Annotated in this window: 15 protein-coding genes and 1 pseudogene; 3 read left to right on the top strand and 13 right to left on the bottom strand. The window is 72.2% G+C overall.

The annotated features are described in order from the left end of the window. Positions 1-288 (bottom strand): annotated as a pseudogene (locus V8688_RS25470) (ribonuclease J); the annotation flags it as partial. Beyond that, positions 285-1,193 (bottom strand): 4-hydroxy-tetrahydrodipicolinate synthase, encoded by a 909-nt coding sequence (gene dapA / locus V8688_RS25465; RefSeq protein ID WP_218717787.1) that lies wholly within the window; start codon positions 1,191-1,193, stop codon positions 285-287. The pseudogene V8688_RS25470 and the gene dapA, both read right to left, overlap by 4 nt. 149 nt (positions 1,194-1,342) lie before the next feature. Here dapA and V8688_RS25460 point away from each other — a divergent pair, with 149 nt between their 5' ends. Continuing rightward, on the top strand, positions 1,343-1,789 hold the full coding sequence (locus tag V8688_RS25460; protein ID WP_218717786.1) for a toxin-antitoxin system HicB family antitoxin: 447 nt from the start codon (positions 1,343-1,345) through the stop codon (positions 1,787-1,789). A 4-nt stretch (positions 1,790-1,793) separates the two neighbouring features. Here the strand turns inward: V8688_RS25460 and V8688_RS25455 are convergent, their stop codons facing one another. The 8 genes from V8688_RS25455 to V8688_RS25420 all read right to left on the bottom strand — a co-directional run bounded on the left by V8688_RS25455 (position 1,794) and on the right by V8688_RS25420 (position 9,038). Further along, positions 1,794-2,993, bottom strand: coding sequence for a crosslink repair DNA glycosylase YcaQ family protein (locus V8688_RS25455; RefSeq protein ID WP_342801855.1), 1,200 nt, complete (start codon positions 2,991-2,993; stop codon positions 1,794-1,796). A 40-nt stretch (positions 2,994-3,033) separates the two neighbouring features. Beyond that, complete coding sequence (locus tag V8688_RS25450) at positions 3,034-4,059, bottom strand: hypothetical protein (protein WP_218717784.1); 1,026 nt, start codon at positions 4,057-4,059, stop codon at positions 3,034-3,036. Next, positions 4,052-5,272 (bottom strand): ATP-binding protein, encoded by a 1,221-nt coding sequence (locus V8688_RS25445; RefSeq protein ID WP_342801854.1) that lies wholly within the window; start codon positions 5,270-5,272, stop codon positions 4,052-4,054. The genes V8688_RS25450 and V8688_RS25445 overlap by 8 nt, the downstream gene beginning before the upstream one ends. Next, a complete protein-coding gene (locus V8688_RS25440; protein ID WP_218717782.1) occupies positions 5,269-5,970 on the bottom strand; it encodes a response regulator transcription factor in 702 nt (233 codons plus the stop codon). Before V8688_RS25440 ends, V8688_RS25445 begins: the two co-directional genes overlap by 4 nt. Before the next feature lie 190 nt (positions 5,971-6,160). Further along, positions 6,161-6,613: an NAD(P)H-dependent oxidoreductase gene (locus V8688_RS25435; RefSeq protein ID WP_342801853.1), complete on the bottom strand. Its 453-nt coding sequence runs from the start codon at positions 6,611-6,613 to the stop codon at positions 6,161-6,163. Between the two features lie 3 nt (positions 6,614-6,616). Continuing rightward, complete coding sequence (locus V8688_RS25430; protein ID WP_342801852.1) at positions 6,617-7,114, bottom strand: hypothetical protein; 498 nt, start codon at positions 7,112-7,114, stop codon at positions 6,617-6,619. After that, a complete protein-coding gene (gene dapB / locus V8688_RS25425) occupies positions 7,111-7,857 on the bottom strand; it encodes a 4-hydroxy-tetrahydrodipicolinate reductase (RefSeq protein ID WP_218717779.1) in 747 nt (248 codons plus the stop codon). The genes V8688_RS25430 and dapB overlap by 4 nt, the downstream gene beginning before the upstream one ends. Positions 7,858-7,931: 74 nt before the next feature. Next, positions 7,932-9,038, bottom strand: coding sequence for an alcohol dehydrogenase catalytic domain-containing protein (locus tag V8688_RS25420; RefSeq protein ID WP_342801851.1), 1,107 nt, complete (start codon positions 9,036-9,038; stop codon positions 7,932-7,934). 134 nt (positions 9,039-9,172) lie between these two features. On the opposite strand from V8688_RS25420, the gene V8688_RS25415 reads away from it, so the two are divergent. Beyond that, positions 9,173-9,568 carry a VOC family protein gene (locus tag V8688_RS25415; RefSeq protein ID WP_316576334.1) on the top strand — a complete coding sequence of 132 codons (396 nt, stop codon included), beginning with the start codon at positions 9,173-9,175 and terminating at the stop codon, positions 9,566-9,568. On the opposite strand, the gene V8688_RS25410 is transcribed toward V8688_RS25415, so the two are convergent. Beyond that, on the bottom strand, positions 9,565-10,770 hold the full coding sequence (locus tag V8688_RS25410; protein ID WP_218717777.1) for an MFS transporter: 1,206 nt from the start codon (positions 10,768-10,770) through the stop codon (positions 9,565-9,567). The genes V8688_RS25415 and V8688_RS25410 overlap by 4 nt on opposite strands. Before the next feature lie 92 nt (positions 10,771-10,862). On the opposite strand from V8688_RS25410, the gene V8688_RS25405 reads away from it, so the two are divergent. Next, complete coding sequence (locus tag V8688_RS25405; RefSeq protein ID WP_218717776.1) at positions 10,863-11,195, top strand: helix-turn-helix transcriptional regulator; 333 nt, start codon at positions 10,863-10,865, stop codon at positions 11,193-11,195. A gap of 46 nt (positions 11,196-11,241) precedes the next feature. Here V8688_RS25405 and V8688_RS25400 read toward each other — a convergent pair whose 3' ends face one another. Together V8688_RS25400 and V8688_RS25395 are read right to left on the bottom strand one after the other, a co-directional pair. Continuing rightward, positions 11,242-12,570 (bottom strand): pitrilysin family protein, encoded by a 1,329-nt coding sequence (locus tag V8688_RS25400; RefSeq protein WP_342801850.1) that lies wholly within the window; start codon positions 12,568-12,570, stop codon positions 11,242-11,244. A gap of 132 nt (positions 12,571-12,702) precedes the next feature. Further along, positions 12,703-20,064, bottom strand: coding sequence for an amino acid adenylation domain-containing protein (locus V8688_RS25395; protein ID WP_342801849.1), 7,362 nt, complete (start codon positions 20,062-20,064; stop codon positions 12,703-12,705). Between the last annotated feature and the right edge of the window lie 46 nt (positions 20,065-20,110).

Here is a 20,110-nt window from a genome sequence, read left to right as displayed (position 1 = left end):
GCCACGGGACTGCTGCTGCGGGGCCTGCTCGGCGGCGGGCTTGCTCTTGGCGCGGCGCGAGGTCGCCTTCTTCGGCGCGGTGGCCTGCTCCTCGGCGACGCTGATCAGATCGGTGCCCACCTCGGCATCACCGACCAGGTTCGCCTCGGCGACGATCTCGGCGACCGGCTCGGTGGCCGGGGCGGCCTGCTTCGGCGGCGCGACCTGCTCGACCGGGGTGGGTTCGGGCGCGCCGGCGGCGCGAGAGGCGGACCGGCGACGCGGCTTGCGAGCGGCGGGTTCGGTCATGCCGACACCCCCGCGGCCTGCAGATCCAGCGCCAGCGCGTCGAGCTGCGCCTGCGTCGGCATCAGCTGGGGCAACCGGGGTTCCCCCACATCGACACCGAGCAATCGAAGAGCTCCCTTGCACATCGCCACACCTCCCAGGCGGGTCATGGCCGCGAACAGCGGCAACAGTGTCGCGTTGATCTCTCTGGCCCTGGCCACGTCACCGGCTGTGTAGGCCTGGTGGATCTCGCGCAGGCGTTCGGGCACGACGTGCCCGATGACGCTGATGAATCCGGTGGCGCCGACCGAGAGCCAGGGCAGGTTGAGGCCGTCGTCGCCGGAGTAGAACGCCAGACCGGTGGTCGCGATGAGATCGGCGCCGGAGACCAGGTCACCCTTGGCGTCCTTCACCGCGACGATGTTCGGATGGTCGGCGAGGCGGCGGATCGTGTCGATGGCGATCGGCACGATCGACCGCGGTGGAATGTCGTAGAGGGTCACCGGCAGCGAGGTGGCGTCGGCGACCGCGGTGAAGTGCGCGAGCAGGCCCTCCTGCGTGGGGCGCGAGTAGTACGGGGTCACCACGAGCAGGCCGTGCGCGCCGGCGTTCTCGGCGGCGCGCGCCAGTTCGATCGAGTGGGCGGTGTCGTAGGTGCCCGCGCCCGCGATCACGGTGGCGCGATCGCCGACCGCGTCGACGACGGCGCGCAGCAGCTCGGCCTTCTCGGTCTCGGTGGTGGTCGGCGACTCACCGGTGGTCCCCGAGATGGCCAGCAGATCGACGCCGCGGTCCACCAGGCGCGCGGCCAGAGCAACACCGGCATCGACGTCGAGCTTGCCCGCAGCGCTGAAGGGGGTCACCATCGCGACACCTACCGTGCCGGACGCGTGCAGCTCCGTTGGCGTCGATTCACCGTTCGTCATGGTCAGAAAGGCTACCCGGTCGCCAGATGAGCCTCGACACCCTAGCGGCCGATCCGGCTGCCGGTGGGTGTTTTTCGCCGTCACCCCCCGTCCGGGGTGACATCACGACCATCCTTGCGTGATGTCAGATATGACGCCACACTGATGTCATGGATCTGAACGCTCACACCGCGCGGCTGCGCGAGGAACTGATCGCCGCCGCCGCACTCGGCGACGAGAAAACGCAGGCCACCGCCGCCGCACTGGCCGCCGCGGTGGAGAGTTCGAGCAGGCTCGTGTTGCTGTCGGCACTGTCGGAGCTGGCCGCGGAGATCAGCACCGAACTCGGCGACCGCACCGTGCACGTCCGCCTCGACGGCACCGACGCGGTGGCCGACGTGCGCAAGAACACGCCGTCGGGCGCGGAGGAACCGCCGACCTTCGAGGAGATGACCGGTGACATCAGCCGCGTCACCCTGCGCCTGGTCGAGCAGCTCAAGTCCAAGGCCGAGGAGGCGGCGGCGCAGAACGGGCAGTCGCTGAACTCCTGGCTCTCGGGCGCGGTCACCAACACACTGCGCGATCAGATGCGCGGCCAGGGCCCGAAGGGCTGGTAGCCGGTCACAGCAGCGGGGCCAGGTCGCCGCGCTCGCCGATGACGACGTCGTCGAGTTCGAGCCAGTCGGCCATCTCCCGCAGCGCGCCGCGCAACGCGTGCGCGGTCTCGGCCGTCGCGTAGCCCGGTTCGGCGAACGCGCCGGGCGCGAGCAGCCTGCCGCTGCCCCGCTCGGCGCGCAGGTCGACCCGGCCGACGAGCGCACCGTCGAGCAGGAACGGGAAGACGTAATAGCCGTGCACCCGTTGGGGTTCCGGCGTGTAGATCTCGATGCGGTAGTGGAAGTCGAAGATCCGCTGCGTGCGTGGGCGGAAGAAGATCAGCGGGTCGAACGGGCACAGCAGGGCGGCGCCGGTGATCCGGCGCGGGGTGCTCGCCTCCGGATGCAGGTAGGCGGGCGCGTCCCAGCCGTCGACGTCGACCGGAATCAACTCGCCCGCGTCGACGAGATCGGCGATGGCGGGGGCGCTCTGGCGCCGGTTCAGGCGGTAGTAGTCGCGCAGGTCGGGCTCGGTGCCGATGCCGAGCGCGCGGGCGGACCGGCGCAGCAGCTCGCGGACGGCCTCGTCCTCGCCGATCTCGCGGTCCAGGACATCGGCCGGAACGACGCGTTCGGTCAGGTCGTACTGGCGGGTGAACCCGGCCCGGCGCGCGATGGACAGCTCGCCGGCGGCGAAGAGCTGCTCGCACACCATCTTGGTATCGCTCAGATTCCACCAGGTGCCCTTGGGGCGCGGTTTGTCCAGCTCCAGATGACGTTCGATCTCGCCCGCGCTGGCCGCGCCGACCTCGGTGACGACATCGAGAATGTCCTTGCCCAGGGTCGGATTTCGTTCGATGACCTTGCGCATGCCCGACCAGCGCCCGTGCCGGTACTCGGCCATCCGCCAGCGCAGCAGCGGCCAGTCCGCGACCGGGATGAGCGCCGCCTCGTGCGCCCAGTACTCGACCAGGCCGCGCCGGGCCCGCGGGCTGTCGCTCCATGCCGCCTTCTCCAGCAGCGTGCGGTCGTAGGGACCGATCCGGCTGAACACCGGCGCGTAGTGCGCGCGCACCACCGCCGAGACCGAATCCAATTGCAGCAGACGGGTTCTGGCGACGACGTCGAGGACGGAGCGCCGGTTCGGGTTGGCCGGGCGACGTTTGCCGAAACCCTGCGCGGCCAGCGCGATCCGCCGGGCCGTCGCCGCATTCATCCGCTGCATTCCCTCAGCCTGACACAGGGGTACGACAGGTGAGCGCGGCTCAGGTGGAGACCCGTACGACGCCCGCGGTGTCGATCTCGGTGCGCCGGTCACCGGCCGCGGCGGCGGCCAGCACGGTCGCCACCCAGCGCCGCCCGATCGGCAGCACCCGCACCGTGACCGTGCCCTCCTCGGCGCTGTCGAGGGCCTCGACCGCGGCATCGATGACGTTGTGGCGCACCCAGGTCGGCACGCCGCGGAAGCCACCGTCGTCGAGCAGGGTGACCTCCACGCCGCGCGCGCGAGCCGCGCGCGCGGCGGCGCTGAGCTGTTCGGTGACCAGTTCGGGCGCACGCAGTCCGTCGCGCAGTTCGGCCTCGAGCAGTCGGCACTGTTCGCGTTCGTCGTCGGTGAGATGGGCGCCCTCGGCGATACGCGCCAGTATCGGCCGGGCGAGCAGGTCCAGGCGGGTCAGCTGCCGGTCGCGTTCGGCGCCCGCCGCGGCCAGTGCCGCCTCGGTGGCCGCGCGCCGGTTGGCCTGGCCGCGCAATTCCCGCAGCGAGCGCTGGGTGGGCCGCACGATCGCCATGAACACCGTCACCACGCCGACGGTGGCGACCGGGGTCAGCGCCCGCACCACAGTCTCCGGATGCCAGGTGGTGAACACCCCCATCGTGACGAGCACCGTCGCGGCGGCCGCGACACCGAGCCAGGCCGACAGGATCCGCCCGCGCAGCACCAGCATCGCCAGCAGATACGAGGTCGGGTAGGCGGTCCACAGCTGATGCGAGAACCCCGTGGGATTCTCGATCCACGGCACCGTCAGCGCCATCGCGGCCGGTCCCGCGCAGGCGACGTAGGCGGTGGCGGGCCACGGCAGCGGATCCACCGGGAAGACCAGCACGACCAGCGCGGCCACGGCCATCAGCACCAGCGCGACGGCGGCCGGGATCGGTGGGACGATGTCGAAGTTCACCCGCAGGTACATGACGATGGTGGCTTCGAAGATCACCACGAACAGCCAGGCCATGCCGTCGCTGAGGCCGAACAGGTCGCGCATGCCGAAGGGCAGGTCCCGCTCAGCCATGGCTGCCCCACACCAGGGTCACCACGGTGCCGGTGCCGGGGGCCGACTCGACGAAGGCCGCCCCGCCCGGCAGCGTGCGCATCCGGCCCAGGATGCTGCCGGCGATGCCCATCCGGTCGGCGGGCACCCGGGCCGGGTCGAAGCCGGCGCCGTCGTCGGAGAGCACCACCTTGATGCCGCCGGTGGCCACGGTGACGGCCACCTCGCGACGCACCCGCCTGCCCGCCACGTCGGCGTGGCGCACGCTGTTGCGCACGGCCTCGCTCAGCGCCGCGCCCAGCACCTGCGCCGATTCCAGCGGCAGGCACAGATCCGCGCCGCGTCGCGCCGCCTGGACCGGCACGTCGGGATCGACCTCGCGCACCGCGGCGCGCAGGAACTCCACCGCCGCGGCGGCGTCGAGATGATCGATTTCCGGTGCGCTGCGCGCCTGTTCGAGCTGGTCGAGGGTGCGGGTCGCCTGCGCGGACAGCGCCGCGGTGGAGCCCGTCGTGCGCGATGCCTCCAGCAGGGTCGACAGCACCGCGTCGTGGATGAGCGCGGCGAAGCGGGCGGCCTCGCGTTCCCGGGCCGCCGTCGCGGCGACTGTCGCCGCGCGTGAGCGCTGCCGGACGGCCTCCCTGTCGACCCGCTCGGCGGCGGTGCGCGCGTAGACCACGCACCACAGGAACAGCGCGGCCACCCCGAGCGCCCTGGTGACGTCGCCGAACAGCGCCCACGCCGAACTGTCCGGCACCACCGCGGCATTGGACGCGCTGGTGGCCACGGCCAGCACCGCCGCGAAGCACGAGGCGGTGCGCACCGACCAGGCCAGACCGCCGGCCATCACCCCGAGGACCAGCCCGCGATACGGCCACGACGCGAACGATCCGACCGTCACCACCGAATACACCAGCGGCGTCGTCACGGTGGCCACCAGATAGCAGATCGCGGCCGCCGCGGCGACCCGGCGGATCGCGGTGACCGGCCCGCGCGCCGACACGATCGCCAGCGGCGCGAAGAACAGGTACGCGGCAACCAGGTGCACCTCGGGCCACACCGAGCGGTTGATCGGCTGGATCAGCACGGCGGGTAGTTCGAGGGTCATCACGATGATCGCGCCGACGCCGATGACGACGCCGAGCCGGCGCAGGATCTGATCGGTCGCCGCCCGGGAGAGCTCGGTGTCCACCGCGACGGGCCCGGCTGCCGGGCGGACCGCGGTGGCGGTCACGTGCGCTGCTGACGTTCCGGCACGGGCAGCCAGCCGTCCTCGACGGCCCGTTTGTACAGGTCGGTCTTGGTCGGGGCGGGCCTGCCCGCGTCCGCGTATTTCTGCCGGATGCGGCCGAGATAGTCGTTGACGGTCTGCTCGGACAGGCCGGTCAGCCGGGCCACCCGCGACGCCTTCTCCCCCGAGGCGTACAGCATGAGCACTTCCTCCTGACGCGGGCTGAGCCCGACGTCGGACAGCTGCGGATCGCCGTCGATCGCGGCGGCCCAGTCGGTGGTGACGACCTGTTCCCCGGAGGCGGCCCGGCGCACCGCCGCGACCACGGTCGCCACGCTCTCGGACTTGCGCAGCACCCCGAGCACGCCCGCCTTGGCCGCCGAACGCACCAGGAACGCGTTGTCGGCACCGGTGAACACCAGTACCTCGATGCCGCGTTCGCGCAGCGTGGTGACGTTGTCCTCGGGCGTCGAGCCGTCGGGTAGGCGCAGGTCGAGCACGACCAGGTCGAGGGCGTCGTCGGCGGCAAGCAGCCCGGCCACGGTATCGGCGGTCGCGACCAGGTCCAGATCGGGTTCGGGCCCGAGCATGGCCGCCAGCCCGATCGCGACGGACTCGTGGTCCTCGACCAGTCCGATCCGCCGTACCGCCGGAGTCTGCTGCAACTCGCTCACCGACCACTCCCCATCTCGAACACCCATCCGCGGCCAGCCCGCGACCCGTCGGTGTCGAGTTCTACCGCATCGGACCGCCGACTGTCAGCCCACCAGAATTCGGGGCCACGCCGATCCGCCCACGTCGCGGGGGTACGCGGCCTCAGCCGATGCGGCCACGGCGTCCCCACCGACTGCTCACCGGCCTCGGGGGTTCGACGGTGGGGAGCGCGCCGGCTCAGGCCATCAACTGCGCCGCGACCGTCGCACCGAGATTCCAGCACGCCTCGAGGTCGGGTTTGGTCGGTGCGCCCGACACCACCACGTAGTCGGCCGCCTTCACCCAGCCGAGGCCGGTGGTGATGGCGGTGACGCCTTTCTCGGCGCCTTCGGTGCCCTCGTTGCCGTGGACGTAGAGGCCGAACGGCCGACCCCTAGTCGAGTCCAGGCAGGGGTAGTAGACGGTGTCGAAGGCGTGCTTGAGCGCGCCGCTCATGTAGCCGAGGTTGGCGGGGGTGCCGAGCAGATAGCCGTCGGCCTCGAGGACGTCGACGGCGGTGACCGCCAGGGCGGCGCGGCGCACCACCTCCACACCCTCGATCTCGGGATCGGTGGCGCCGGCGAGGACCGCTTCGAACATCGCCTGGGTGTACGGCGACGGGGTGTGGTGGACGAGCAGCAACCGGGCCACGGGCTATTCCTCGCGTTCCAGCTTTTCCAGGGCGACCGCGCGGCGCATGGTCTCGCGGGCGCGGGTGCGGTCGCCCGCGTAGTCGGAGGCGCGGGCGAGCCGGTAGGAGGAGCGCCAGTTGTCCGGGTCGGCCTCCCATTCGGTCTTGATCCGCGCGAACAGCGCGTCGGCGGCGTCGCGCTCGATGCGGCCGGAGGGCCGTCGGGGCAGCTCCGAGGTGTCGACCTCGAGGCCCTCCTCGTCGATCCGCCGGGCCAGGTGCTGGTGGGCGAGTGCGGCCTGCAGCGTCGCCCACACGATCCACACGCCGACGATCGGCAGCAGCAGCATGCCGATGCCGATCGCGATCCCCGCGAACCCGCCGTCGGCGATGTAGGCGATGGCCAGCCCGCCGAGGCGCACGAAGTAGTAGATCAGCGCCAGCACCAGGAAAGCCACCAGCGCGACGATTTTCACGACCTGACGATCAGGTCGCCACGCGGCGGGTTCGGACGCGTTCACAGATCCAGGAACGGGTCGAGCCCGACCGTCAGCCCCGGCCGCCCGGCGATCTCGCGCACCCCGAGCAGCACGCCGGGCGCGAAGGAGTTGCGGTCGATGGAGTCGTGGCGGATGGTCAGCGTCTCGCCCTGGGTGCCGAACAGCACCTCCTGGTGCGCGACGAGGCCGGCCAGCCGCACCGAATGCACCCGCACACCGTCGACGTCGGCGCCACGGGCGCCCTCGAGCTCGGTGGTGGTGGCATCGGGGCTCAGGCCGACGCCCGCCTCGGCGCGAGCCGCGGCGATCAGCCCGGCGGTGCGGTAGGCGGTGCCCGAGGGCGCGTCGGCCTTGTTCGGGTGGTGCAGCTCGATGACCTCGACCGACTCGAAGAACCGCGCCGCCTGCTCGGCGAACCGCATCGACAGCACCGCGCCGATCGCGAAGTTCGGCGCGATCAGCACGCCGACCTCGGGACGCTGCGCCAGCTGGCCCCGGACCTCGGCCAGGCGCACCTCGTCGAAGCCGGTGGTGCCGACCACGGCGTGGATCCCGTTCTCGATCAGGAACTTCAGGTTCCCCATCACCACGTCGGGATGGGTGAAATCGACGACCACCTGGGTGCCGGTCTCGGTGAACGTCTCCAGCGCGTCACCCTTGTCGACCTGGGCGACCAGCTCCAGATCGGCCGCCGCCTCCACGGCCGCGCAGATGGCCTGTCCGACCTTGCCGCGTGCTCCGAGCACTCCGACCCGAATGGTCACCCGTATCTCCTCGTGTCTCGCTTCACCCTTACCGGCAAGCCTATCGAGCAGCGACGGGTGACCCGGCGGCGAGGTCAGTCGAACACGATCACCTGGCGCAGTGCCGCGCCCGCCGCGAGTTCGTCCATCGCCGCGTTGACCTGGTCGAGCCCGATCCGGGCGGAGACGAGGCGTTCCAGCGGGAGGGTGCCGGCCCGCCACCGGCGCACGTATTCGGGGATGTCGCGCTCGGGCACAGCCGAGCCGAGATAGCTGCCGACGATGGTGCGCCCCTGCGCGACGAGGGCCAGCGGCGAGATCGTCGCGGTGGCGTCGGGAGCGGGCAGGCCGACCGTCACCGTGACGCCACCGGGCGCCGTGGCGGCGACGGCGGTCTCGAAGGCGCGCACATTGCCCGCGGCCTCGACCACCACCTCCGCCTGCACACCGCCCGCGGCGATCTCGCCCGGCGTGAACGCCGCGTCAGCACCGAATTCCTTTGCCAGCGCAAGTTTTTCGGGCACGGTGTCGACGGCGATCACCTCGCCGAGACCGAGCGAGACCGCGACGAGCACCGCCGCCATGCCGACGCCGCCGAGCCCGACGACCATGATCCGGTCACCCCGGCCCGGCTGCGCGGCATTGAGCAGCGCGCCGCCGCCGGTGAGCACCGCGCAGCCGAGCACCGCGGCCACCTCGGGTGGCACGTCGGCGTCGACCGGGACCACCGAGCGCCGGTCGACGACGGCGTGCGTGGCGAAACCGGACACGCCCAGGTGGTGGTGCACTTCGGCGCCGTCGCGGCGTAGCCTGCGGCCCCCGCCGAGCAGCTCACCCGCGTTGTTGGCGACGCTGCCCGGCGCGCACGGGGTGCGGCCGTTGCTCGCGCAGCCGGCGCACTCGCCGCAGCGCGGCAGGAACGTCATCACGACCCGCTGCCCCACCGCCACATCGGCGACTCCGTCGCCCAGCGCCTCGATCACCCCGGCTGCCTCGTGTCCGAGGAGCATCGGCACCGGCCGTACCCGATTGCCGTCGACCACCGACAGATCGGAGTGGCACAGTCCGGCCGCCTCGATCCGGACCAGCAGTTCCCCGGGGCCCGGCGCGGCCAGCTCGAGATCGCACACGGTGATCGGCTGCGACTCGGCGAACGGCGCGGGCGCGGCGATGCGTTCCAGGACGGCTCCACGAATCCTCATGTGCGCGACGCTACCCCGCGCGGCCATTGCACGATCCGGGATCGGTGGCTAATCTCGTTCGCGGTGATGGTGCTCCTGTCGGCCGCCTCGTACCGTGCCCAGGGTCGGCGCCATCACGAACAAGGAGAAATCCACTGCCAGTACAGTTCAATCACACCATTGTCGGATGTCGCGATAATCGGGAAACCGCCGAATTCTGGGCGGATCTCCTCGGGTTGGACATAGGAAAAGAGTGGGGTCCGTTCATTCCGATCCCCGTCGCCAACGGCGTCACCTTCGATTTCGCGAAGGTGCCGCCGCATGTTTCCGAAATCCAGCCGCAGCATTACGCATTCCTCGTCTCGGAATCCGAGTTCGATGCTGCCTATGCCAAGATCCAGCGCTACGGAATGGATCATTGGGCCGACCCGATGCAACACGGGGTCAACGAGATCAATCACAACGACGGTGGCCGCGGGGTCTATTTCCTCGACCCCAACGGCCACTTCATGGAATTGATCACCGTGCCCTACGGCGGCTGGCCCGCCTAGTTCACTCGCGCTGCTCGGGTTCCCCGGAGCCCGAGCAGCGCGGCCAGCACGCAGGCCACCGAGACGAGCACGATGAACCACGGGAAGACCGTCGACAGGCCCCAGGTGGTGGCAGCCCAGCCCGCGGCCAGGGTCGGCAACGCCATCGCGGAGTAGGCCAGCAGGTAGTAGGCCGACATGGTCTCGCCCCGGCGGTGGGGCGGAACGACTTCCGACAGATGCCGCAGTGAACCACCGAAGCCCAGACCGAAGGTGGCACCGAGCACCAGCCCGGCGAGCACGACGACGGCGGGCTGCTTGGTGGCCAGGGCCGGGATGGTGGCCAGCAGCGCGGCGGCCATGCCGAGGTCGCCGATGACGGCGGCCCGGCGCGCCGGAATCCGCGAGGCGAACAGCTGTGCCAGCGCGGCGGCGAGCGCGGTGCTCGCGACGACGACGCCGCCGAACACCAGGTTGTGCACGCCGGTCTCGGCCGCGGCCAGTGACGGATACAGCGACAGCAGCACACCCAGCACCGACCAGGCCGCCATCACGCCGATCGCGGAGAACCAGAAGTCGGCCCTGATCTCGTGCGGGACAGCGGGTTTCGCGATCGTGATCCGCGACTTCACCCGGGCCGTGTGCGGCTCGCTCACCGCCAGGATGCCCGCGCCCGCGGCCAGGCAGATCACCGCGATCACCACGTAGGGCGTGCGCAGCGGCGAGGGCGCGTACTGCGCGAGCACCGCGGTGCCCAGCACCGCGACCGCGATTCCGACATTGAACGCCACTCCGCTGAGCTGACCGGACCGCGCGCCGTGCGTGGGCCGCAGGTCCAGCAGGGCCGCGGCGCCCGCGACCACGGTCGCGCCGACCGCGGCGCCGTGTAATGCCCTGGCCAGCAACAGCATCGGCACGGAGTCGGCGAGCAGGAACACCACCAGGCCCAGGATCATGGTCGCGAACGCGGCCACCATCACCGGCTTGCGGCCGACCACATCCGAGATCCGGCCCGAGACCAGCACCGCGCCGAGGGCGGCCACCGCGTACACGGCGAACACCATGGTGGTGGTGAGCGGTGAGAGGTGCCACTCGGTCTGATAGATGCCGTAGAGCGGCGCGGGCGCGCCGGAGACACCGAGCGCCACCGCGCTCGCCGCGAGGACCAGCCCGTAGGCCCACCGCTTCCCCGACTCGACCGGAGCGATCGTCGACGCCACCATGGCAGCCCCTATCAGCAGAGTTTGATCACCATCGAACGACGTAGACCCTACGCCTAGTATGATGAGTATCAAACCCCCGAGTGAGGTAGATCATGACACAGGCTAACGGTCTCCCCCCGGCGCCGACCCTGCCGGTCGCCGGGCTCCCCACTGTGCTGAGCGCCTTGCACGATCCGGTCCGCCTGGAGATGGTTCGCCGCATGGCCAACGCGGGTACCCCGGTCCGCTGCTCGGCGCTCTACGACGCGATCAACAAATCCACCGCGACCCACCATTTCAAGATCCTGCGCGAGGCGGGCCTGATCGAGCGCCTGACCATCGACGGCCAGACCTATCAGCGTCTGCGCACCGACGCCGTCGAGGACGCGGTCCCCGGTCTGCTGCCAGCCATCGTCGACGCCGCCAACCAGGCGGCACGGGACTGACCCGGGTCGGTGACCGCTACGGCACCCACGGGCGGCGGGGCGTGGGTCAGTGGTCGACGAGTTTGCGAACCGCGGCGGGCAGATCGCGGGTGCGCTGGTAGGGGCCCGCGACTGCCGCGCCGTAGGGGCGGGCGAGCAGGGTGCGAGCGATGGCGTTGACCTCGTCGGTGGTCACGGCGTCGATGCGCGCGAGGGTGGCCGAGACGCTGCGGTGGTTGCCGTAGCTCAGTTCGCTGCGGCCGATGCGGTTCATCCGCGAGGCGGAGTCCTCGAGGCCGAGGACCAGCCCGCCGCGCAACGAGCCCTTGGCGCGGGCGCATTCGGCGTCGGTGACCCCGTTGGTGGCCACGTCGACGAGCACGTCGCGCGCCAATGTCGTGACCTGGGCGAGGTTTTCGGGCTGGCAGCCGAGGTAGACCGAGAACGCGCCGGTGTCGGCGAAGGTGTCGACGCTCGAGTACACCGAGTACGCCAGGCCGCGTTCCTCCCGGATGCGCTGGAACAGCCGCGAACTCAGGCCGCCGCCGACGATGGTGTTGAGCACCGACAGCGGCCAGCGCTGCTGTCCCTCGTGCCTGCCGAACGCGCGCACGCCGAAGACCAGGTGGGTCTGTTCGCTGTCGCGGTTGATCCGGACCAGGCTGGGTGCGGTCTGCGCGCGGAACTTGCCCTCGCGGCGCGGCGCCGGTTCGGCGGTGGCGTCCAGGCGCGGCCCGAACGCGCGGTGCACCAGTTCGACGGTGCGGTCGTGGTCGACATTGCCCGCCACCGCGACGACCATCCGGTCCGGCCGGTAGCGGCGCTGGTGGAACCCGCGCAACTGGGCGGCCTGCATGCCCTCGATGGATTCGACGGTGCCGATCACCGGGCGCCCGATCGGGTGGTCGCCGAACAGCGCGGTGAGGAAGGAGTCGGCGACCAGGTCCTCGGGATCGTCGTCGCGCATGGCGATCTCCTCGAGCACCACCTGCCGCTCCACGTCGACGTCGACAGCCCGGCACAGGCCGTTGAGCACCACGTCGGAGACCAGTTCCACGGCCAGCGGCAGGTCCTCGTCGATGACGTGGGCGTAATAGCAGGTCTGTTCCTTGGCCGTGAACGCGTTGAGTTCGCCGCCGACGGCGTCCATGGTCTGGGCGATGTCGAGCGCCGAGCGGGTGGGCGTCGCCTTGAACAGCAGGTGTTCGAGGAAGTGCGCCGCGCCGGCCACGGTGGGCCCTTCGTCGCGCGAGCCGACGCCGACCCACACTCCGATGGAGGCCGAGCGCACGCCGGGCACGTGCTCGGTCACTACGCGCAGCCCACCCGGGAGCACGGTGCGGCGCACACCACCGGCGGTGGAGACGTCGTCAGTGGTTTCGGTCGACTCGGTCAACTGTGGCTTCGTCACCCGATCCCACCGGACGGCTGTACTGACATGGCTTCTCGACCTCTCGAACAGGGTGCTGGCGACGTGCGCGGATGCCTCGGTGATCAGGCAGCAGGCTCGACGGCCGGCTCCGCGATTCTATGCGCCCCGCACCCCCGCTCGCGCATCGGCCCTCGCCGCGTCGACGCCGCCGTCCGTGGGCCCGGCGCCGTCGAGCACGGCGGCGATCGCGGCCAGTGCGGCCTCGCTCGCCATCGCCCAGTGGGTGGCGTCGATCCCGTACCGGTGCACCGCGCCGCCGATGACGCCGGCCCAGCTCGCCGCGCCGCGCGCGCCGGTGGGGTCGTCGACGGTGGCGGCGAAGTAGACCAGGTCGCCGTCGAAGCGCTCGGGCCGGTAGGCGTCGACCATCGTCATCGAGGCCGTGGCGGCGTCGATGATGCGGGCCAGTCGGGTCCGGTCCAGCGCGGCCAGCGGTCCGCCGAGGTCGGCGGCCGCGGCGGCCAGGCCGTCGGCGTCGAAGGTCACGTCGAATTCGTCGCCGGCGAGGCCGCCGAGCAGGTCGCCGACGGTCGGCAGCGGTGTCTGCTCCGGTCCGTCCCGGAGCCAGCTGTCCATCATCGCCAGCCGCGCGACCTCGGCGCCCTCGGCCTGCAACCGGGTGGCGACGGCGTGCGCGAGCAGGCCGCCCAGCGACCAGCCGAGCAGGTGGTAGGGCCCCTCGGGCTGGACGTCGCGGATGGCCGTGACATAGCGCTGGGCCCAGGCGTCGATGCTGTCGGGCAGCGGTTCGTCCGCGGTGAGGGCGGGCGACTGCAGACCGTAGATCGGGCGCTCGGGGTCGAGATGACGGGTCAGGCCGGCGAAGGACCAGGACACCCCGCCCACGGGATGGATGCAGAACAGCGGTGCGCCGGTGCCGTGCGCGCGCAGTGGCAGCAGCACCGCGAACGCGTCGTCGGCCGCGTCGTCCCGGGCGCGGAGCCGTTCCACGACCACGGCGGGTGTCGGGTCGGTGAAGAACCATGCGACCGGCACCGCGACGTCGAGCGCCGCGCTCAGCCGCGAGGACAGCTGCACCGCGGTCAGCGAGTTGCCACCGAGGTCGAAGAAGTTGTCGTCCATGCCGATCCGGTCCAGGTCGAGGACCCGGGCGAATTCCGCGGCGACGAGCCGTTCGGTCTCGGTGACCGGGCCACGGTAGGCGGCCTGGCGCAGCTGCGGCCGTGGCAGGGCGGCGCGGTCGAGCTTGCCGGAGGTGTTGACCGGGAACGCGTCGAGGACGACGACCACCGCGGGCACCAGGTACCCGGGCAGCTCCGCGGCCAGTGCCGCGCGTACCGCGGCCGGGTCGAGCGGATCGCCCTGTGCCCCGGATGATTCCGCGACGACGTAGCCGACGAGCCGGTCCGCGCCCGCCCCCGCCACCACGGTCGCCGCGGCCTGCGCGACGCCGGGCTGGTGCAGCAGCGCGGCTTCCACCTCGCCGAGTTCGAGACGCTGGCCGTTGAGCTTGACCTGGAGGTCGCCGCGACCCACGTAGTCGAGGACGGCCGCACCGTTGTCGCCGGTCCGCAGGCGGACGAGGTCGCCGGTCCGGTACATCCGCTCGCCGGGCCCGGCGAACGGGTCGGGCACGAACCGCTCGGCGGTGAGCCCGGCCGCGCCGACGTAGCCGTGCGCGAGTTGCGCACCGCCGACGTACAGTTCGCCGGTCACACCCGGCGGCACCGGCCGCAGGCGCGCGTCGAGGATGTGGAGCCCGGTGTTCCGCACCGGCGCGCCGATCGGCACCGTCACCGTGTCGGCGTCGCCCACCACGTGGGTGCTGACCTGCACGGCGGTTTCCGTCGGCCCGTACAGGTTGATCACCTGCGCGCCGGTCACCTCGCGGGCCCGTTGGGCCAGTGCCGCGGGCAGGATCTCGCCACCGGCGAACACCCGCCGCAGACCCGCCGGAACACCGACGGGCACCGTCACAGCTCCGCCACCGGCGACCGGTCGGGTGTCTTCGGTCGACGGAAGTGCTTGGCCCGCAACGCCGTTGCGTACCGGGTCGGCCGCCGACGGCCGTGCCGCCGATTCGGCCAGGTAGGCCGCGAGCAGGGTCGGTGCGAACTGCACGGTGTCGATGGCGTGCTCGGCGATCAGGTCGGCCAGGTAGCCGGGATCGCCGTGTCCGCCGGGACGGGCGAGGACCGTGCGGGCGCCGACGCGTGGCGGCAGCAGCAGTTCCCAGATCGAGGCGTCGAAGGTGACCGGCGTCTTGTGCAGCACCGTGTCGCCCGCGGCGAACCCGAATTCGGCGGCCAGCCAGTCGAGCTGGTTGACGATGGCGCGGTGCGGCACCCCGACGCCCTTGGGCAGGCCGGTGGATCCGGACGTGAAGATCACGTACGCGGTGTGCTCGGGCAGCAGCGGCTGCACCCGCTCGGCGTCGGTGAGCGGCCCGGCCGGGTAACCGGTGAGGTCGACCGTGTCGGCCACCACCACGTCGACCCCCACCGGCGCGGCGATGACCGGCAGGTCGGCGCGATCGCGGGCGGTGGTGAGCACGCACACCGGCTGCGCGATCCGCAGGACTCGGGTGATCCGCTCGGCCGGATGATCGGGGTCGATCGGCACGTAGGTGCCGCCTGCGGCGAGCACGGCGTGCACCGCGACCAGCAGGTCGGGCGAGCGGCGCGCGGCGACGGCGACCGCCGTGTCCGGCCCGACGCCCTGGTCGACGAGGTGGCGGGCCAGCCGGTTCACCCGGGCCGCGAACTCGGCGTAGGTGAGCGAGACGTCGCCGTCGGTGAGCGCGATCGCGGCCGGCGTCGCGGCGGCCTGCCGGTCGAACGCGACCGGCAGCACCTCGGCCGCCACCGGATGCGCGGTGTCACACCAGGTTTCGAGCAGGCTCCGATCGGCGTCGGTGAGCAGGTCGACCTCGCCGATCGGGCCGGCCGGGTCGGCGGTGACGGCGTCGAGGACCCGCACATAGCCGTCGACGATGCGGGTCGCGGTGGCGGCGTCGAACAGGTCGGTCGCGTAGGTGAGACTCACCGCGCAGCCGCCGTCGGCGGTGTCGGCGAGTACCAGGTCCAGGTCGAACTTGGCGACGGCGGTGTCGGTATCGAGCCCGGTCACGGTGAGGTCGGGCAGGCTGACCTCGGTGGGCGCGGCGTCCAGGTTCTGGAAGGCGAGCATCACCTGGAACAGCGGGCTGTGCGCGGTGGAGCGGACCGGGTCGAGCACGTCGACGAGTCGTTCGAACGGCACGTCGGCGTGCTCGAACGCGGCGAGGTCCACGCGGCGGGCCCGGTCCAGCAGGTCGGTGAACGATGCGGCCGGGTCGACGGCGGTCCGCAGCACCAGGGTGTTGACGAACATGCCGACCAGATCGTCGAGCGCGGCCTCGCCGCGACCCGCGACGGGGGTGCCGATGGCGATGTCACCGGTGCCGCTGAGCCGGGCCAGCAGGGCGGCCAGCGCCGCGTGGGCGACCATGAACGCGCTGGCGTCGGCGCGCCGGGCCAGCTGCCCGACCCGCTGCCAGATCTGCGGCGCCACCACGGTGTCCACGCTCGCGCCCCGCTGCGAGGCGACCGCGGGTCGTGGCCGGTCGGTGGGCAGGTCGAGCAGCCCGGGCAGCCCGGCCAGCTCGTCGCGCCAGAACCGCACCTGCTCGGCGGCGAGCGACTCGGGGTCGTCCTCGCTGCCCAGCACCTCGCGCTGCCACAGCGTGTAGTCCGCGTACTGGACCTCGAGCGGCGCCCAGCCGGGGTCGGTGCCCGCGCGGCGGGCCAGGTAGGCGGCGGTGGTGTCGCGCAGCAGCGGTCCGGCGGAGAAGCCGTCGGCGCTGATGTGGTGGATCACCACGACCAGCACGACCTCGTCGGGCGCGCAGCGCAGCACGCGCACGCGGACCGGCGGCGCGACGGTGACGTCGAAACCGCGGCCGATCTCCGCGGCCACCATCGCGGGCACGGCGATCGGGTCGACGGTCTCCACGACCGGGGTCGGCACGAACTGCCACACCGCCTGATGGCCGATGCCGTCGATCGCCGGGTACGCGGTGCGCAGCACCTCGTGGCGGTCCAGCACGTCGGCGACGGCGGCGGCCAGCGCCGCCGCGTCCACCTCGCCACGCAGCCGCACCGCGATCGGGATGTTGTAGGCCGCCGACGCCGGATCGAGGCGGTTGAGCAGCCACATGCGCTGCTGGGCCGCCGAGAGCGGGATCCGGTGCGGGCGGCGGGCAGCGCTCAGCGCGATGCCCGCGCCGCTGCCCATCCGGCCGGCGAGCGCCTCGGCCAGGTCGGCGACGGTGGTCGCCTCGAACAGTGTGCGCACCGGTACCCGGGTCGACAGGGCCGCGCCGAGGCGGGCGGCGACCCTGGTGGCGATGAGCGAGTTGCCGCCGAGCTCGAAGAAGTCGTCGTCGAGACCGACCCGGTCGCGGCCGAGCACCTCGCCGAAGACCTCGGCGACCGCGCGCTGGGCCGGGGTGACCGGGGCCCGGAACGGCCTGGCCACGAATTCCGGTGCGGGCAGGGCCTTGCGGTCGAGCTTGCCGGAGGTGTTGAGCGGGAACGCGTCGAGCACGACGATCACCGACGGCACCATGTAGGACGGCAGCACCGCCGCCAGGGCCGAACGCAGCTGCGCGGGATCGAGTTCGGCGCCGGGTACCGGCACCGCGTAGCCGACGAGCCGGTCGCCGGTCGGGCTCGCCGACACCACCGCCGCGGCCTGGCTGACCTGCGGCAGGCCGCCCAGCGCGGTCTCGATGTCGCCGAGCTCGATGCGCTGGCCACGGAACTTCACCTGGAAGTCGATGCGCGCCAGGTAGATCAGGACCCCGTCACGATTCCAGCGCACCAGATCGCCGGTGCGGTACATGCGCTCGCCCGCCGCGCCGAACGGGTCGGCGACGAACCGGTCGGCGGAGAGGTCGGGACGCCCGAGGTAGCCCCGCGCCAGCTGCTCGCCCGCCAGGTACAACTCACCGGCGACGCCGGGGGCGACCGGCCGCAGGCGTTCGTCGAGGACGTAGACCCGGGTGTTCCACTCGGGCACCCCGATCGGCACGGTCTGCCCGGTCGCGCCGTCGGCGGGCCAGGCGGTGACCGAGACGGCGGCCTCGGTGGGTCCGTACAGGTTGTGCACGGCCGCGGTAGATTTCGCGCTCAGCGCCGCCACCGTGTCCGGGGTGAGCGCCTCGCCGATCGCGAACACCAGCCGCAGGCTCGCCAGCTGGCGCGCGTCGGCGTGCGCGGCGAACATCGCCAGCATCGACGGCACGAAGTCGGCGACGGTGATCGCGCGCGCGGCGACGAGGTCGGCCAGGTACAGCGGGTCGCGATGCCCGTCGGCGGTGGCCAGCACCAGCGTGGCACCGGCGGCCAGCGGGGCGAAGAAGCCCCACACCGACAGGTCGAACCCGGCGGCGGACTTCTGCAGGTACACGTCGTCGCGGTCGATCCGGTATCGCGCGTTGAGCCACGCGATCTGGTTGCGCACGCCCGCGTGACTCATCGCCACGCCCTTGGGTCTGCCGGTCGAGCCGGAGGTGAACAGGACGTAGGCGAGGTTCGAATCCCGCAGGGGCGCCCGGAGTTCGGACTCGGCGACCGGGTCCGCCGCGTGGACGGAGGTGTCGACGGTGTCGACGACGACGATCCGGGGCGCGGGCGAGGCCATGGCGGCGATGCCGGTGCCCGTCGACGACTGCCGGTCGAAGTAGTCGCGCGCGGTGGTGAGCACCAGGTGCGGGCGGGCGGTGTCGAGCACCTGGGCGATGCGCTCGGCCGGGTGATCCGGGTCGACGGGGACGTACGCGCCGCCGGCGGTGAGCACCGCGTACATGGCGACGACGAGATCGATCGAGCGCCGCATGGCCAGGGCCACCAGCACATCGGGGCCGATGCCCTCGGCGACGAGGTGGCGGGCGAGGCGATTGACCCGGGCGTCGAGCTCGGCGTAGGTCAGTTCGGTGTCCTCGGACACGAGCGCGGTCGCTCCGGGCGTCTCGCGTGCGCGGTCGCGGAACGGGGTGAGCAGGGTCGCGGTGCGGTCGATCTCGTGCGCGGTGGCGTTCCACTCGGTGAGGATGCGGGTCCGCTCGGCGGGCTCGAGCACATCGATACCGTCCAGCGGTGTGTGCGGCGCCGCGGCGACGGCGGTGAGCAGCCGTTGCAGCCGGGCCGCGATCGCCGCGGCGGTCTCGGGGTCGATGACGTCGTCGGCGTAGGTGAGCACGCCCGTGACACCGGCGGCGGCGCCGTCGGCGGCGTAGTCGTCGCTGACGATCAGGTGCAGGTCGAATTGGGACAGCGCGCTGTCGGTGTCCAGCGCGGACACCGTGATTCCGGGCAGGGCCAGTTCGGCGCGCTCGAAGTTCTGGAACGACAAGCCCACCTGGAACAGCGGGTGCCTGGCGGTGGAGCGGGCCGGGTCGAGCACCTCGACGAGCCGCTCGAACGGCACGTCGGCGTTGGCGTACACGGCGAGGTCGGTGGCGCGCTGGCGGGCCAGCAGCTGACCGAAGGTCTCCCCCGGCACCAGGCGGGTGCGGAAGACCAGGGTGTTGACGAACATGCCGATCAGGTCTTCCAGCGCGGCCTCACCGCGCCCGGCCACAGGTGTGCCGACGGTGATGTCGGCACTGCCGCTGAGCCGACCGAGCAGGGCCGCGAACGCGGTGTGCACGACCATGAACAGGGTCGCGCCCGCGTCCCTGGCCAGCTCGGTCAGCCGGGCGTGGGTGGCGGCGTCCAGCGTCACCGGCACCGTGCCGCCGGCGAGGGTGCGCACGGCCGGGCGCGGCCGGTCCAGCGGAAGGGCGAGTTCGTCGGGGAGATCGGCGAGTTCGCCGCGCCAGAAGTCGAGCTGGCGGGCGGCCACCGAGGTGGGGTCGGCTTCGTCGCCGAGGACCGCGCGCTGCCACAGCGCGTAATCGGCGTACTGCACCGGCAGCGGCGTCCACCGGGGGGCGGCGCCGTCGCGGCGCGCCAGGTAGGCGGTCATCAGATCGCGCACCAGCGGCGGGACGGACGAGCCGTCCGCGCTGATGTGGTGCACGACCAGGGCCAGCACCGCCTCCTGCGAGGACGCGGCAGCCGAGACGCCCGCAGGGTCACCGTCGGTGGACTGTCCGGCGGTGAGCCGGTACAGCACGACCTGCCAGGGCACCCCCGCCGTCACGTCGAAGGTGGTGGCAGCCAGTGCGGTGACCGCAGCGACGACCTGATCGGCCGCGATCTCACGGACCCGCAGGGCGACACCGGCCTCGGCGGCGGACAGGATCTCCTGCACCGGGCCGTCGGCGGTCTCGGGGTAGTAGGTGCGCAGCACTTCGTGGCGCTCGACGAGATCGCCGACGGCCGCGGCGAGCGCGTCCACATCGAGGGCTCCGCTGAGCCGCACCGCGATCGGCACGTTGTATCCGGCCGACTCGGGATCGAACCGGTTGAGGAACCACATGCGCTGCTGCGCGGGCGACAGCGGCAGCACGGCGGGCCGCTCTCCCGCGGCCAGCGCCAGCCGGGCCGCGCCCTCG

The sequence above is a fragment of the Nocardia sp. No.11 genome (assembly GCF_038752175.1).
GTDB classification, from domain to species: domain Bacteria; phylum Actinomycetota; class Actinomycetes; order Mycobacteriales; family Mycobacteriaceae; genus Nocardia; species Nocardia canadensis.
This window is presented reverse-complemented; position numbering and strand designations above follow the sequence as displayed.